Here is a 14381-nt window from a genome sequence, read left to right on the forward strand (position 1 = left end):
AAGAAGGAGTTAATATGATTAAGGTTTATAAAAAGTTATTTTCTTATGTACCTGAGTATAAGTATCTGGCTTATCTTGCTATTTTATTGGCGGCAATTTCGTCAGTCTTTACGATAGGTGCTTTTTATGACATGTATCTCTTTTTAGACCATCTAATTGTTCAGAATAATGCGACAAATGTTGTGCATTACGCTAAAACGGTTGTTGGTTTTATGATGACAGGGATTAGTCTTTACCTTTTTGCGGGTATTTTAACGCATTTGGTTGCCTTTCGTTTGGAAACAAACCTTAGAAAAAAAGGCATTGATGCTTTAAGCCAATCGAATTTTGCTTACTTTGATACGCACACATCTGGAAATATTCGAAAAACGATTGATGACAATGCGGCTGAGACTCACACCATCATCGCCCACTTGATTCCTGACAATACAACCAGTGTGATGACCTTGCTTTTGCTCGTTCTTGCAACTTTTGCAGTTAATCTTTATCTAGGAATTGCTTTTGTTATTTTAGCAGTTATTGCGCTCATGCAGATAAAATATATGATGGGAAATGCTGATTTCATGAAAGCTTACATGGCATCACTTGAAAAAATGAACAGTGAAACGGTTGAATACGTCCGTGGCATGCAGGTCATCAAGATTTTCAAAACTTCTGTTCAATCTTTTAAGGCACTTTATGCGGCGATTAAGTCTTATTCAGATTATGCCCTCAATTATAGTTTTTCTTGCCGCACTGCCTTTGTTATTTTTCAGGTTTTATTTGCAGCTTATGCGACATTAATCGTGCCAATTCTCTTAAACTTCACGCCCCAAGCGCAGCATTTAGCAATGCTTCCAAAATTCATTTTCTTTTATTTTGCGGTCGGTCTTCTTTATGTCACTTTTATGAAAATCATGTATGTGTTCATGTATCAATATAAAGGAAGTGCATCAACAGAGAAAATCGAAACCTTGTTTGATGAGATGACTAGTCAAAAAGTAGCGACTGGTTCAGAAGAAACTTTTGAAAATGGCAATATCGCCTTTGATAAGGTCAGCTTTGGTTATGAAGAGCAAAACATCATTGACAATCTTTCTTTCCAATTAGCTGAAAACAAGGTGTATGCCTTTGTCGGAAGTAGTGGTAGTGGGAAATCAACGATTGCTAAATTGATTGCTGGACATTATCCAGTTGGTAGCGGAAAAATTACCATTGGTGGCAAAGAAATCACATCTTACAGCCAAAAAGCTTTGATGAAACAAATTGCTTTTGTTTTCCAACAATCTAAACTCTTTAAAATGTCTATTTTTGACAATGTTAAAATCGGAAATCCTGAGGCTAGTTATGATCAAGTCATGCAAGCTTTGTCACTAGCATCATGTGATGAGATTTTAGATAAATTCCCAGACCGTGAGCAAACCATGATTGGTTCAAAAGGGGTTCATTTATCTGGTGGTGAAAAGCAACGTATTGCCATTGCTAGAGCTATTTTGAAAGATGCTAAGATTGTTATTCTTGATGAAGCGTCAGCCTCAACGGATGTTAACAACGAATATCAGATTCAAAAAGCCTTTGCGAATTTGATTGCTAACAAAACCGTCATTATCATTGCTCACCGCTTGTCATCTATCAAAGGGGTCGATGAGATTTTGGTCATTGATAAAGGTCAGATTGTTGAACGTGGCAATCATGCTGAATTGATGGCTAAAGGTGGCAAATACAAGGCGTTTAATGACTTATACGCTGCAGCAAACGAATGGAGGGTTTCATGAAAAAGAGATTACAAGAGCTTTTTGCGGTAACTGACCATGGAGCTGGTCAATTGTTATATGCTTGCTTGACAGGATTTTTGGTTTATGTGGCTGAATTGAGTCCTCTTGCTTTGATGATGTACTATATCAAGCATATCCTAGCTCATCAAGGACTTTCTCTGATGACGGTCGTTTTAGGGTTTGCTTTGGTGGTTCTTGTGACCTATGTTTTCATTTATCTGGATTACAATGCAACCTACACAACGACTTATCAAGAAAGTGCAGACCTTCGTATTGATATTGCTGAGACTTTGCAAAAACTGCCTTTGTCTTATTTCTCACAACGAGATTTGACAGATTTATCGCAGACTTTAATGAGTGACGTTGAGCGTTTGGAACACGCGCTTAGCCATGCTGTTTCAAAAACGATTGGTTTTGTGATTTATTTTGTTTTCTTGTCTGTGACTTTATGCGTCATCAATCTTCCATTAGGTTTGAGTATTTTCTTCCCTATTCTTGCAGCAGCGCTAGCCCTTACTTTGTCTAAAAACATGCAGAAAAAAGCGGTTAAGAAATATTGGAAACAGCTGCGCGAAAACTCCGATAGTTTTCAGGAAGCTATTGAATTGCAAGAAGAAATCAAAGCCTACAATTTGACAGATATCATTCACGATAAACTCTACCGACAAATGGAAAAAAGTGAAAAAACGCATATCATTTCTGAAATTCTGCAAGGTATTCCCATTAGTTTTTCCAACTCTGTTATTCGTTTGACGATTGGGCTGGTTATTTTGGTCGGAACAAATCTTTACTTCCAACATCAAGTTAGTCTTTTGGTTTTGCTCATGTTTGTCTTGTTAGCCATCAAGGCATCTGATAGTGTTGAAGATATTGTCTTAAATGTCGGCGAAATTCTTTACATTGATTCAGCAGTTAAAAATATTAAAGAGCTTCGTGCCGTAAAACAACAAGCTGGACAAGATGTGACCCTTAATAAATTTGATATTGTACTTAAAAACGTTGGTTTTGCTTATAAAGATGGTCAAAAGGTCATTGACGGTGTTTCTTTTGTCGCTAAGCAAAATGAAATCACAGCGCTTGTCGGTCCATCTGGCTGCGGGAAGACAACTTTGCTAAGACTTTTGTCTCGCTTATATGATTACCAAGAAGGGCAAATCACGATTGACGGTAAAGACATTCAGCAGATCAGTACCAACAGTTTGTTTGATTATATTTCCATTGTTTTCCAAGATGTGACTTTGTTTGATAATACGATTTTAGAAAATATTCGTTTAGGACGTCCAGATGCCAGCGACGAAGAAGTTAAGCAAGCGGCTTACCTAGCAAACTGTCAAGAATTTATCGAAAAATTGCCACAAGACTACGAGACGAAAATTGGTGAAAATGGGGCGAAGTTATCTGGTGGAGAACGCCAACGTTTGTCTATCGCACGTGCCATTTTGAAACAGGCACCAATTGTTATTCTCGATGAAATCACATCATCACTAGACATTGAAAATGAAAAAATGATTCAAGAAAGTTTGAATTACCTTTTGAAAGATAAGACCGTGATTATCATCTCACACCGTCTTAAATCCATCGAAAATGCTGATAAGATTGTCGTGATGAAAGCAGGTCAGGTTGATGGTATTGGTAAACACCGTGATTTGCTTGAAAAATCTGCTGTTTACCGTGATCTCATTGAAACATCGCAAAAAATTGAAGAGTTCAAATATCAAAAGAATGCTTAGGAGAAAAAGATGAAAACAAATTCCTTCACTGTTAAAGATTTAATTAATGCTGGTTTATTTTCACTCTTAGTTTTTATAGCTATTTTTGCTAGTGGCATGTTTGGGTTAATTCCGATTTTTATGCCATTTATTCCTTTTCTATGCGGGCTTTTTGCTGGTCCTGTCTTTATGCTTTACAGCACCAAGATTTACCGTTTTGGTATGGTTTTAATTATGGGAGTCATTATCGGACTTGTTTTTACTGTCACAGGTCACGGAATTTATATCCTACCAGGAATGACACTCTTGTCTTTAGTAGCTGAATACATTTTGAAAAAAGGTGGCTATGCTAGCGTAAGTCACACGAAGTGGGCTTTTACCGTCTATTGTTTATCATTTGGTTTCAATATGATTCCGATTTATGTTTCTAGGGCTGCTTATGTGCAACGTTTGGTTGAAGAAGGCTATGGTCAAGCTTACGCTGATAAAATGATGAGTATCTTACCTTATTGGTCATTCTTCCCAGTTCTTGCTTTAGGAGCAGTAGGTGGTTACCTAGGAGCAACAATTGGTGTCAAGATGCTGAAAAAACATTTCCAAAAACTTGAAATGGCGTAACATACAAGAAATGAATGTAGACTTGGTCGCTTGATGCGGCCAAGATGCATTTTGAGAGTGAATAAAATGAAGTTAGATTTTCGAACAAAATTACTAATGACAGTTGTCATTTCCTTTGTTTTGCTATTTGGCAATTTGCAAAGAAGCTACCCGATTATTGGTTTGATTGTAACCTTTTTGCCTTATGCATTTTTACTGTTAGAAAGAAAAGTAAGCAAAGCCCTTAAGGGAGCAAGTATAATGATTTTTGCTTTAGTATTGCAATACTATGCGGGCTTGCATGCGTTTAGCGGCATTGGAGCGTCTGTTGTGTTATTCTTTTCTATTATCGTTTTACGGATGGGACCAGGGCTCGCTATGGGAGAATACAGCCTTTTAACGACAACCATGAGCGATTTAGTAGCTTCTTTAAAGAAATTGAAGTGTCCTGATAGCTTAATCATTCCAATATCGGTTATGTTTCGCTTTTTTTATACGGTAAAAGAAGATTATCGCCAAATTAAGGAAGCTATGTACTTGCAGGGTTTGGTGACTAGTCAATTCTTCCGTCAACCTTTACGCATGATTGAATACCGATTTGTTCCGCTTTTGATGTGTTTATCCCGCACGGCAGATGATGTGGCTATTTCGGCAACAACCAGAGGGATGGCAGTCGGTCAGGAACGTTCAAGTATTTCTAAGAGTCGCTTGAGATTACTTGATTATTTTTGGATGCTTGCCATGTTGGCTATTTTAATTTTAATGATTTGGAGTTAAAATGATGTTAAAACTCAACCATTTTTCACTAACTTATGACCAGCCAATCTTAGAAGATATCAATCTTAGTTTTAAACCAGGTGAAATCACAGTTCTAACAGGAAGTTCAGGTTGTGGAAAGAGTAGTCTTTTAAAGGCGATCAATGGGGTAATTCCTTACTTTCAGCCTGCTAAGTTATCTGGTGATATGACCTATGATGGGGAAGATTTGCTTGATTTGGATATGGCTAAAAGAAGTCAAGTAGTGGCTAGTGTTTTTCAAAATCCTAAAACACAATTTTATGCCGTTAATTCAACGGATGAGATGGCTTTTGCACTTGAAAATCGCAATATTCCTGCCGAAGACATTTTTGAGCGTATCAATTATTACACGGATTTATTAGAAATGCAGGATTTGCTTGACCGTGATATTTTTACTTTATCAGGTGGCGAAAAGCAATTGCTGGCTATTACCAGCGTTGCTTGCATGGACAATGACATTTATCTTTTTGATGAACCGTCGTCATCGCTGGACCGTGAGGCAATTTCTCGCTTTAAACGCGTTTTGATAAAACTTAAAGAGCTTGGAAAAATCATTATCATTGCTGAACATCGACTTTATTATCTGAAAGATTTGATGGACCAGTTTGTCCTTATTTCTGACAATAAAGCGCAGGTTTATCCTATTTCAGCGGTTGATGATGACTTGATTCAAGCGAAAAATTTACGTGCATTGACAGAAATCAGCAAATCTGAGCTTATCAAGACCTGCTCGTACCAAAAACAGTCAAAATACTCTTCAGATCAGGCAAGCGGAAAGTTGGTTTGTCAACATTACAGCTATCAACACGACGACCAGCCAAAGAAAATTTTTGATTTCAATCTAGGTATCGATCAAGGCATTAACTTTATTATTGGAAAAAATGGTATTGGAAAAACGACTTTCATAAGATGCCTATCGGGGTTAAATAAGAAATTTAAAGGAAAAACTTACTACGATAAGAAACTCGTCAAACAAAGCTATCAATGGCTAAGTGAGGTCGTTCAAGATGTGAATTATCAGCTTTTTACCGAGTCAGTCTGGTCCGAAATCTCTCTAGTTAGTGATGATGAGTCCGCTAAAAAAGGTGCCTTAACGCAGTTTGGCTTAATCAACAAGCTAAATAGGCATCCGCAAAGCTTATCGGGTGGCGAAAAACAACGCTTGTTATTGGCTATGGCAAAAGCTTCTAATAAACCAATTATTGTTTTAGATGAGCCAACAAGCGGTCTATGCCATGGTCAAATGAACAAAATGATTGAAGATTTACAGGAAATGGCGAAAAACGGAAAAACGATTATCGTCGTAACACACGATTATGAATTAATCAAGAATTGCAAAGGCAATATTATTGAGTTTGTTGAATAAAAAATTCCCCGCAGTTAAAAGCTGTGGGGTTCTTTAATCTGTGAAAAAACGATGAATTCGCTTACAAATGATAAAAACAAGTCCAAAAAACCAAAATAGAAGGCATTTTTAGCAAATTTCATGACCAATGACACGAAGAAAGGCCAAAAAACTAGCTAAAAACGACGTTCAAAGACAAATAATTACGAAAAAATCAGCAAAAAACATTTAAAGTAGATAAGCTATAAAACCTCAAAAAAACAGATAAATCGTCAAAATTTAACCTCATAAAGATTTGCTAAAGACAATTTGCTATTTATCCAGCGAAAAATTTTTTCGAAAAAAGTTTTTGAGTATGAGAATAGGAAGAATAAGTAGCCAATAAAAACTAATGTGCAAAAAAAACGCATAAAACCAAGTGTTTTTGACGATAATATAAATAGACATAAACCAGTTCTTTCTAAAATTTCTCACAACATCTTTCCGAAAAACTGTAATTTTCTTGAAAAACAAATCGGTCTATGATAAACTACTATTATAAAGACATCTAGGGAGATTTTTAGATGAAACGTGAAAAATTACTCGAAAAAATTGATGAACTCAAGACAATCATGCCTTGGTATGTCCTAGACTATTACCAATCAAAACTTTCTGTGCCCTACAGTTTTACAACCTTGTACGAATACCTCAAGGAATATAGACGATTTTTCGAATGGATTCTCGAATCTGGTATTTCAAATGCCAATCAGATTGCTGATATTGATTTAAGCACTTTAGAGCATTTATCCAAAAAAGATATGGAATCCTTCGTTCTTTATCTTCGTGAACGACCTTCTTTAAACACCTATTCAACTAAGCAAGGGGTTTCACAAACCACTATCAATCGTACCTTATCAGCACTTTCAAGCTTATTTAAGTACCTGACAGAAGAGGTTGAGGATGAAAATGGTGACCCCTACTTCTATCGAAATGTCATGAAAAAGATATCAACGAAGAAAAAGAAAGAAACCCTGGCAGCTCGCGCTGAAAACATCAAAGGAAAGCTCTTCTTGGGTGATGAAACAATGGCCTTTATCGAGTATATCGATAAAGAGTACCAAAATAAACTCTCTCACCGTGCCCTCTCCTCCTTCCAGAAGAACAAAGAGAGAGATTTGGCAATTATTGCCCTACTTCTTGCTTCAGGTGTTCGATTATCAGAGGCGGTTAATCTTGATTTGAAAGATTTGCACTTGAATATGATGGTCATCGAAGTCACTCGTAAAGGTGGCAAACGCGATTCTGTGAATGTTGCTGCTTTTGCCAAACCTTATCTTGAAGATTATTTGAAAATCCGTGCACCGCGCTATAAAGCAGAAAAACAAGATCAAGCACTATTTTTAACAGAATACCGTGGTGTTCCAAATCGTATTGATGCATCAAGTATCGAAAAATTGGTAGCTAAATACTCACAAGATTTCAAAGTACGTGTAACCCCCCACAAACTTCGCCACACCTTGGCAACCAGATTGTATGGCGCTACTAAATCTCAAGTTTTGGTCAGCCACCAATTGGGACATGCTAGTACTCAGGTAACTGACCTATATACCCACATCGTTAACGATGAACAAAAGAATGCCCTTGATAAATTGTAAAAAGTAATCTGGACTCATTACAGTCCAGATTTTTATATATAAGCTTTAATTTCAAAGACCGTAAAATCTTTATTTTACATAAATAATATTATGTTTATAAAATTAAACTTCTAAAGGTTTAAAGTTCCCAACGATTTTTCCAATGATTCTCGGATTTTCATCGTAAGGAGCGAATTTATCAGCGTAATGATTGTTAAGTGATACTAAGCGCAGCCCATCTTCTTCACGGTAAACTTTCTTGATGTAGGTTTGCCCATCCCAATCAACCGCATAAATGGCACCATCGTAATCAAATCCAGTTTGCTTGATGAGAACGACTTCACCATTAAGATAAGTTGGTTCCATCGAATCACCAAATACCCAAGAGGCAAAATCATGATCTAGTTGCTCATCGTAAAAGACGGTATCGTAATTGCCATCCCCAAAATAAGAATAACCAGTACCTGCAGATAATTTTTCAAAGACCTTGTAGGCATAAAGTTCTGGTAAAGGTTTGACAGCTTCTTGCATGTGTAGCAAATCTTGCGCGTAATTTTCTAACTTAGTCTGGTTATCAGGTGTTAGTTTTAAGTAGGTGTTGACAATATCGTATTCTGAGAGGAAATATGTTGTATCAACCTTAAAAATCTGGCTTAATTGTTCTAAGTTTTTTTGGTTAGGTTTAGTTTTTCCATTCTCCCAATTAAAATAGGAAGCTCTTGATAACTGTAATAACTTTGCTAAATCAGCTTGCGAATACCCTTTTTCTTGACGTAGTTTTCTTAACTTTTCTCCAGAAAACATGAGCTCCTCCTTTTGTCAGTTTATAAACTAACAATATTATAAAAAATATTCAGCAAAAAAGCAAGATGTAAAAATCTTGCTTTAACGTTTTTTGGGAGTGATATACACTTGAGTTCCTTTGTCTATTTGGCTTTGAATGCTGATGTCGAGATTAAGGCTATCTAGAACTTGTTTTGTCATGTAAAGCCCCAATCCTGTAGCTTTTTGGTGTTCGTGTCCGTTAAAACCAGTAAAGCCTTCTTCAAAAATCCGTGGTAAATCTTCTTCTAGTATTCCAATACCATCATCTGATATTTCAATACTAGCTTGAGAAATGCGGATGATGATTTTGCCGTTATCTTTCGAATACTTAATGGCATTATCAATTATTTGTGTCAGTGCGAAGGTCACCCATTTTTTATCAGACTTGAGTTTCCAATCACCTGTCACCTCAACAGAGAGATGTTTTAACAAACAAGGAATGCGGTATTTTTTGATAATTGAGATTGTAATCTCCTTGACGGATAGTCTTTCAAAACGAAAATCATCTTTATTTTGACTGAATTTCAAGTAATTTAATAGGGTGTCTAGATAATTTTGAAGACGACTTAATTGTTGCTCGACTTCTTTTGACTCAAGTTGATTAGTCTGTGCCATCAATGATAAAGCTGATAGAGGAACTTTCATTTGGTGAGACCACATTTTGATGAGATTCTGAGTATCTTCCATCTGTGTCTGAATGGCTAGAAGATCACTGGCATGCGCTTCTTTTTGCTTACAAATAATAGCTTTAAAGGCTTTTTCTGATGGGAGATTGAAGTCATCCAATTCTTTTACATAAATAAATTGTTGTAAAATCAACTGTTTCTTTTTAAATTTGAAGTATTGCCAAATGCTAATGAAAATTAGTATTGTGATACTAATACTAAAGCTTACTCTGAAGTAAGTTACTGGCAAGTGAAATAACATAAAGGTCAGGAAAAATGAAATGGTTAATATGGCATAGGTAAGGTACCAAATGCCGTATTCTTTAAAAAACTGTCGAATCATTTTAACAGATAACCTACTCCTCTCACGGTGTGAATGCGGTCAAATCCTAGCGGCTGTACTTTTTTGCGTAAGCGAGTCATGTTGACACTTAGGGTATTTTGGTCAATAAAGCTTTCATTTTCCCACAATTTCTCTAGCAGCTCTTCCTTTGGCACCACTTGATTTTGGTGTTCAAATAAAATGCTAAGGATTTTGTTTTCAGTCGGAGAAAGATTAATTTGCTTGCTCCCATTTGATAGAATCCCTTCACGGGATAACGAAAATTCATCGAGTTGATAGCTGTCAGAAGTGAATTGATAGGCTCTGCGCAAAAAAGCTGATATCTTAGCATCTAAGATGGCCAATGAGAAGGGTTTAGAAATGAAATCATCTCCTCCCATATTCAATGCCATGACGGTATCCATTTCATCATCACTGGATGAAATAAATATAATTGGCAAGGTCATGGTTTTACGAATCTCAGTCGTCCAATAAAAACCATTAAAATAGGGCAAAGTGATATCCATTAGAATCAAATCCGGGGTGATTTCTTCGATTTCTTGCTTAATCGCACGAAAATTATTAACGCTATAGACATCATAAACTTTGCTTAAATGCTGTTTTAATAAGGTTACAATGGTATTGTCATCTTCTACGATATAAATTTTTCCTTGTTTCATAGTTTCATTTTAGCAAAATAATTGTATGTAGTTTTGTCTTGTTAAAGAAAGTAGTTTTTTATTAACGTTCGATAATCTTGTAGTAAGTTCGACTAGTTAATTTGTAGATAAAGAAGTAAATGATAATGATACAAAATATTGTAATACCACTGATAATCAGTGTACCTGATCCTTCTACTCCAAAGAGTAAAAGCATTTGTTTTAACATGGTTAAGGCGACAATAAAGTGGATAATAGCAAAGCCGAGTGGCATAAAGAACATTAGCAATGTTTGTGAGTTAATAGCCTGTTTGACAGCTTCTTTACTCATACCGACTTCTTGGAGAATCTTATAAGATTTTTTATCTTCAATTCCTTCGGTACGTTGCTTGTAGTAAATAATCAAGGCTGCACCGAGCAAGAAACTAAGTCCAAGCAAGAATCCAGTGAAGAGGAAACCACCCGTAACGGTATATAGGGTATCCATGTATCCTTTTCTCGTCTCAACAACTCCCTGAATAGAGTCATCTTTTGAAGCCGAATCAATTGATTTATTAATTGTTGAGACTTCCTTTGGTGAGAGGTTAACAAAGGCTGAATAAGAATGTTGAGCCATCAACTCATGTTCTTTGAAAAGATTTATAACTTCTTCCATGACTGAATCATTACTGAAGATAATAACTCCAGGATTATAACTATTTTTAATTTCAGGGAAGTTAATGTTCTTAAAGTTTTTTACGTTTTCAAATTTTCTATCAAACAAAGTCAATGTTTCAAGTTGGCTATCACCTTTTTGTTTGTAAAAGGCAACTTGATTATCTTCTAAGTCAGGCATATCATTACCAAAAGATTTGATAACATCTTGTGTTGTAAGATAGATAGAGCCAAATTTATTAATTTCTGGATGTTTGACTAAATCATCGGTCAATGTCAGTGATTTACCAGTTGGAACGGAAAACATTGATGATACAGTTTGATAAATGATGTATTCATCGTCAGACTTGTTGAGTTTGTCTGTAACTTGCTCTTGGAATTTTTCCTTAAGCTCCCCTTCTGAGACTACTTTGGCATTTGGATCAGTATAGCCATAATCAGCAAATGTAATTTTTGTATTTTTTGGAAACATTTCATTTGCTTGTTTCTGACTACTAAAATACAAACTTGATGTTGTGGCAATGGTTACAAAAGACATTGTAGCTAGCAAAGTGATGTTAGCAAGCCCGATAGCATTTTCTTTCATTCTGAAAATCATCTGCGATGTTGTCACAAAGTGTTTTGGTTTGTAAAAATAGTTTTTATTTTTACGACGGCGTTTAAGATACCAAGTCATAAAGCTAACGTAAAAGAGGTAAGTGCCAATAATTACCAAAACAACTGCGATAAAGAAACGATAGACAACAACTAGTGCAGTAACTGTTTGAGAGGAAATAGATAGATAATAACCTGAACCAAGACTGATAAGACTTAGTAGGGCAAATAGAATATTACCACGAGGTTCTTTTTCACCTTTCTCTTGGCGTTTAAACAAAGCAAGAGGTGATGAACGATAAATGATAACAATATTAATGACTTCTAGCAAAGCAAAGATAGCGGCGAAGGCTACTGATGCCAAAATAAATGCTAGCGGCGATAATCCGATAATGAATTTATTATAGTGCAAAAGATTCACAAAGATAAGGTAAAAAACTTGTGAAAAGACTGCGGAAAGCACACTACCAAGTAAGATAACACCTACAAAAATGATTGCTAATTCAATAGATGATACCAGACCAACTTGACTTCGGTTCATCCCAAGGATATTGTAAAGACCAAACTCTCTACTTCTTTGCTTGAGCAAGAAATTATAACTATAGATTTCCATGATGACCGTAAAAATCATCAGAACAACGATTGCAAGTCCTAAAACAGTATTACTGTACTGCATCTCCATTGATACTGGACTATAAATAAGCAATAACGTTGAACAGTCAAGGACGAAAAGTACCACACTGGCAAGTAAAAATGGTCCAAAAATATCAAGTGACTTTTTCAAATTTGACCAAGCTAGTTTAGCGTAGAACATCTTATTCACCTCCTAAAAGAGCTGTCATGGCGAGTGAAATGTCTTTACTAAATTCTTGATTGGTTTTATTGCCACGGTAAATTTGGTGGAAAATACGACCATCTTTGATAAAAAGTACACGTTTAGCATGGCTTGCGGCATTGGCTGAGTGAGTCACCATAAGTATTGTTTGACCATAGCTGTTAATGTCTTCGAAAAGATTTAAGATATCTTCAGAATTGCGATAATCTAGTGCTGCTGTTGGTTCATCAGCTAAAAGCAATTGCGGATTTGTTATCAAACTACGAGCAATCGCAACACGTTGTTTTTGACCACCAGATAATTCAAAAGGGCGTTTTTCAAGCAACTCTTCAATGTGTAATTTTGGAGCAAGTGTTGCAATACGTTTTTCCATTTCTTGATGATGAACTCGACCAAGAACTAAAGGCAAGAAAATATTGTCTTTAACAGACAAAGTGTCGAGCAAGTTAAAATCTTGAAAGACAAAGCCGAGATTTTTTAAACGGAATTCAGCAAGTTTACTTTCTTTGATTTTAGTGATTTCTTCCCCGTTTAAAATAACTGACCCATTGGTTGGCTTTTCTAGTGTTGCTAAGATGTTTAGCAAGGTTGTTTTACCTGATCCTGATTCTCCCATAATTGCGATGAACTCATTTTCGTCAACTTTAAAGTCGACATCTTGCAAAGCTCGTGTCACTTCTTTTGAAAAGCGTGTGCGAAAAACTTTCTCGAGGTGATTGATTTCCAGTAACATAATTTCTCCTTTTTTTCATTATACCTTTTCAAGCTCAGAAATGCTTAGTTAGTCTTTACTTTTTAAAACTTTTTAGTGCTTTTTTAACGGTCTTCTCCCACTCCAGTACCAAAAAGCTAAGCCTGCTACTCCTACTATGATGATAAGTAGAATAGTTATCAGACTATATAGCTCAATCATACTAAGCACCTCCTTCTACTTTGTTATGCGAAAGGCATATGAGATGATATAAACAATAGATCCAAGAAATAGCAATACAATCCAAATGAAAAAATGAATCCATAGGCTAAGATAGTGTTTAAATTCTTCTTTCATATACTGCTACTCCTTTCTTATTGACATCTTTAGTTTATCGGAAATCAGCTCTTTTTTTCTTACAGTTTTGGGGATGAAACCTTACAAAAATGTAAGAAAAACACAGAAGCCAACACTTCTGTGTTTTATATTATCTTACAAGCTTTGTGCAATCTGTTTTAGGTAAGCATGACTTTCGAGCTGTTCAACTGGATTAGTTAGGTCTTTTAAGTTAATTTCGTAGATGCTACTTGCTGTCTCATTAAAGAGTGGCAAAGCTTTCGCCCAATCAATTTTTCCATGCCCTAGCGTTAAGCTATCATGCGTTTGCCCAAGTGAGTCTACCAAATGGTAATGAACGATATGATCCTTCAAAGTCTTTAGAGACTGTTGAAGAGCCTCGTTATCACCGTGAAGGTAAATAAAAGCATGTGAAACATCGTAAGCTAGTGGATAACCTTTTTCAGCAAGCAAGTGATCAAAATCAGGATTTCCATATGAATAGAGTTTTGAAATACCATTTTCAAACATGATATGGCCTTTGCCGATATGGCAAAAGTGATCCATACGAGTAAAAAGATATTTTCGAGCTTCCTCAATAGAATCAAATGGTTCTAGTAATTCAGCTTCTTCTAATTCATAAGATCCGTGAACAAGTACTTTGCAGTGATAAGCTTTAGCTAAATCGAGTAATTTTTGCGTTGAAAAATCAATAAAGTCAACTAATTCAGCATTGTTTTGCGGGTGTGCGACCAATTCTAATCGTTTGCCATGATATTTCATGGGATGATGAAGAACGATAGTCTTTACACCACTTGATTTTACTTTCTTGATAGCTTCTTCTAGTTGTTTTAAGCCATCAGTTGTAAAATCAGTTTCACTTGTAAAAAATTCAAAAACATCAGGATGATATTTTAAGCGACTAGCTACTTGTTCAGGGGCACAGCTAGCTTTTAGTCCTAATTGAATCGGAAACATTTTGTC

Annotated in this window: 12 protein-coding genes; 6 read left to right on the plus strand and 6 right to left on the minus strand. The window is 35.9% G+C overall.

Features of this window, described 5'->3' with window-relative positions:
* Positions 1-17 precede the first annotated feature (17 nt).
* The 6 genes from BLR83_RS09945 to xerS all read left to right on the plus strand — a co-directional run bounded on the left by BLR83_RS09945 (position 18) and on the right by xerS (position 7837).
* Positions 18-1754 (plus strand): ABC transporter ATP-binding protein, encoded by a 1737-nt coding sequence (locus BLR83_RS09945; RefSeq protein ID WP_200796316.1) that lies wholly within the window; start codon positions 18-20, stop codon positions 1752-1754.
* The gene (locus BLR83_RS09950; RefSeq protein WP_074560124.1) at positions 1751-3484 is read left to right on the plus strand and encodes an ABC transporter ATP-binding protein; all 1734 of its coding nucleotides are present in this window, start codon (positions 1751-1753) and stop codon (positions 3482-3484) included. The genes BLR83_RS09945 and BLR83_RS09950 overlap by 4 nt, the downstream gene beginning before the upstream one ends.
* 9 nt (positions 3485-3493) lie before the next feature.
* A complete protein-coding gene (locus BLR83_RS02540; RefSeq protein WP_074560126.1) occupies positions 3494-4081 on the plus strand; it encodes an MptD family putative ECF transporter S component in 588 nt (195 codons plus the stop codon).
* A 66-nt stretch (positions 4082-4147) separates the two neighbouring features.
* Positions 4148-4837, plus strand: a complete 690-nt coding sequence (locus BLR83_RS02545; RefSeq protein ID WP_074560128.1) for an energy-coupling factor transporter transmembrane component T — start codon at positions 4148-4150, stop codon at positions 4835-4837.
* Position 4838: 1 nt separating this feature from the next.
* Complete coding sequence (locus BLR83_RS02550; RefSeq protein ID WP_234793095.1) at positions 4839-6224, plus strand: ATP-binding cassette domain-containing protein; 1386 nt, start codon at positions 4839-4841, stop codon at positions 6222-6224.
* Positions 6225-6766: 542 nt separating this feature from the next.
* Complete coding sequence (xerS, locus tag BLR83_RS02555) at positions 6767-7837, plus strand: tyrosine recombinase XerS (protein ID WP_074560129.1); 1071 nt, start codon at positions 6767-6769, stop codon at positions 7835-7837.
* A gap of 102 nt (positions 7838-7939) precedes the next feature.
* Here the strand turns inward: xerS and BLR83_RS02560 are convergent, their stop codons facing one another.
* From BLR83_RS02560 to BLR83_RS02585, 6 genes are all read right to left on the minus strand, one after another.
* Entirely contained in the window at positions 7940-8620 is a 681-nt protein-coding gene (locus BLR83_RS02560) for an XRE family transcriptional regulator (RefSeq protein WP_074560131.1), read from the minus strand.
* 81 nt (positions 8621-8701) lie between these two features.
* Positions 8702-9649, minus strand: a complete 948-nt coding sequence (locus BLR83_RS02565; RefSeq protein ID WP_074560132.1) for a sensor histidine kinase — start codon at positions 9647-9649, stop codon at positions 8702-8704.
* A complete protein-coding gene (locus BLR83_RS02570) occupies positions 9646-10308 on the minus strand; it encodes a DNA-binding response regulator (RefSeq protein WP_074560134.1) in 663 nt (220 codons plus the stop codon). The genes BLR83_RS02565 and BLR83_RS02570 overlap by 4 nt, the downstream gene beginning before the upstream one ends.
* A 61-nt stretch (positions 10309-10369) precedes the next feature.
* Positions 10370-12349, minus strand: coding sequence for an FtsX-like permease family protein (locus BLR83_RS02575; RefSeq protein WP_074560135.1), 1980 nt, complete (start codon positions 12347-12349; stop codon positions 10370-10372).
* A gap of 1 nt (position 12350) precedes the next feature.
* Complete coding sequence (locus tag BLR83_RS02580) at positions 12351-13103, minus strand: ABC transporter ATP-binding protein (RefSeq protein WP_074560137.1); 753 nt, start codon at positions 13101-13103, stop codon at positions 12351-12353.
* A 450-nt stretch (positions 13104-13553) separates the two neighbouring features.
* Entirely contained in the window at positions 13554-14375 is an 822-nt protein-coding gene (locus BLR83_RS02585; RefSeq protein WP_074560139.1) for a sugar phosphate isomerase/epimerase family protein, read from the minus strand.
* Positions 14376-14381: the final 6 nt, after the last annotated feature.

The sequence above is a fragment of the Streptococcus equinus genome (assembly GCF_900101445.1).
Lineage (GTDB): Bacteria > Bacillota > Bacilli > Lactobacillales > Streptococcaceae > Streptococcus > Streptococcus equinus_B.

What these genes read in the sequence shown, in the direction of transcription:
- BLR83_RS09950 (WP_074560124.1), top strand. Translation starts at nt 1,751, where the DNA reads ATGAAAAAGAGATTACAAGAGCTTTTTGCGGTAACTGACCATGGAGCT.
- xerS (WP_074560129.1), top strand. Translation starts at nt 6,767, where the DNA reads ATGAAACGTGAAAAATTACTCGAAAAAATTGATGAACTCAAGACAATC.
- BLR83_RS02585 (WP_074560139.1), bottom strand. Translation starts at nt 14,375, where the DNA reads ATGTTTCCGATTCAATTAGGACTAAAAGCTAGCTGTGCCCCTGAACAA.
- BLR83_RS02565 (WP_074560132.1), bottom strand. Translation starts at nt 9,649, where the DNA reads ATGATTCGACAGTTTTTTAAAGAATACGGCATTTGGTACCTTACCTAT.
- BLR83_RS02575 (WP_074560135.1), bottom strand. Translation starts at nt 12,349, where the DNA reads ATGTTCTACGCTAAACTAGCTTGGTCAAATTTGAAAAAGTCACTTGAT.
- BLR83_RS02570 (WP_074560134.1), bottom strand. Translation starts at nt 10,308, where the DNA reads ATGAAACAAGGAAAAATTTATATCGTAGAAGATGACAATACCATTGTA.
- BLR83_RS02560 (WP_074560131.1), bottom strand. Translation starts at nt 8,620, where the DNA reads ATGTTTTCTGGAGAAAAGTTAAGAAAACTACGTCAAGAAAAAGGGTAT.
- BLR83_RS02545 (WP_074560128.1), top strand. Translation starts at nt 4,148, where the DNA reads ATGAAGTTAGATTTTCGAACAAAATTACTAATGACAGTTGTCATTTCC.
- BLR83_RS02540 (WP_074560126.1), top strand. Translation starts at nt 3,494, where the DNA reads ATGAAAACAAATTCCTTCACTGTTAAAGATTTAATTAATGCTGGTTTA.
- BLR83_RS02580 (WP_074560137.1), bottom strand. Translation starts at nt 13,103, where the DNA reads ATGTTACTGGAAATCAATCACCTCGAGAAAGTTTTTCGCACACGCTTT.
- BLR83_RS02550 (WP_234793095.1), top strand. Translation starts at nt 4,839, where the DNA reads ATGATGTTAAAACTCAACCATTTTTCACTAACTTATGACCAGCCAATC.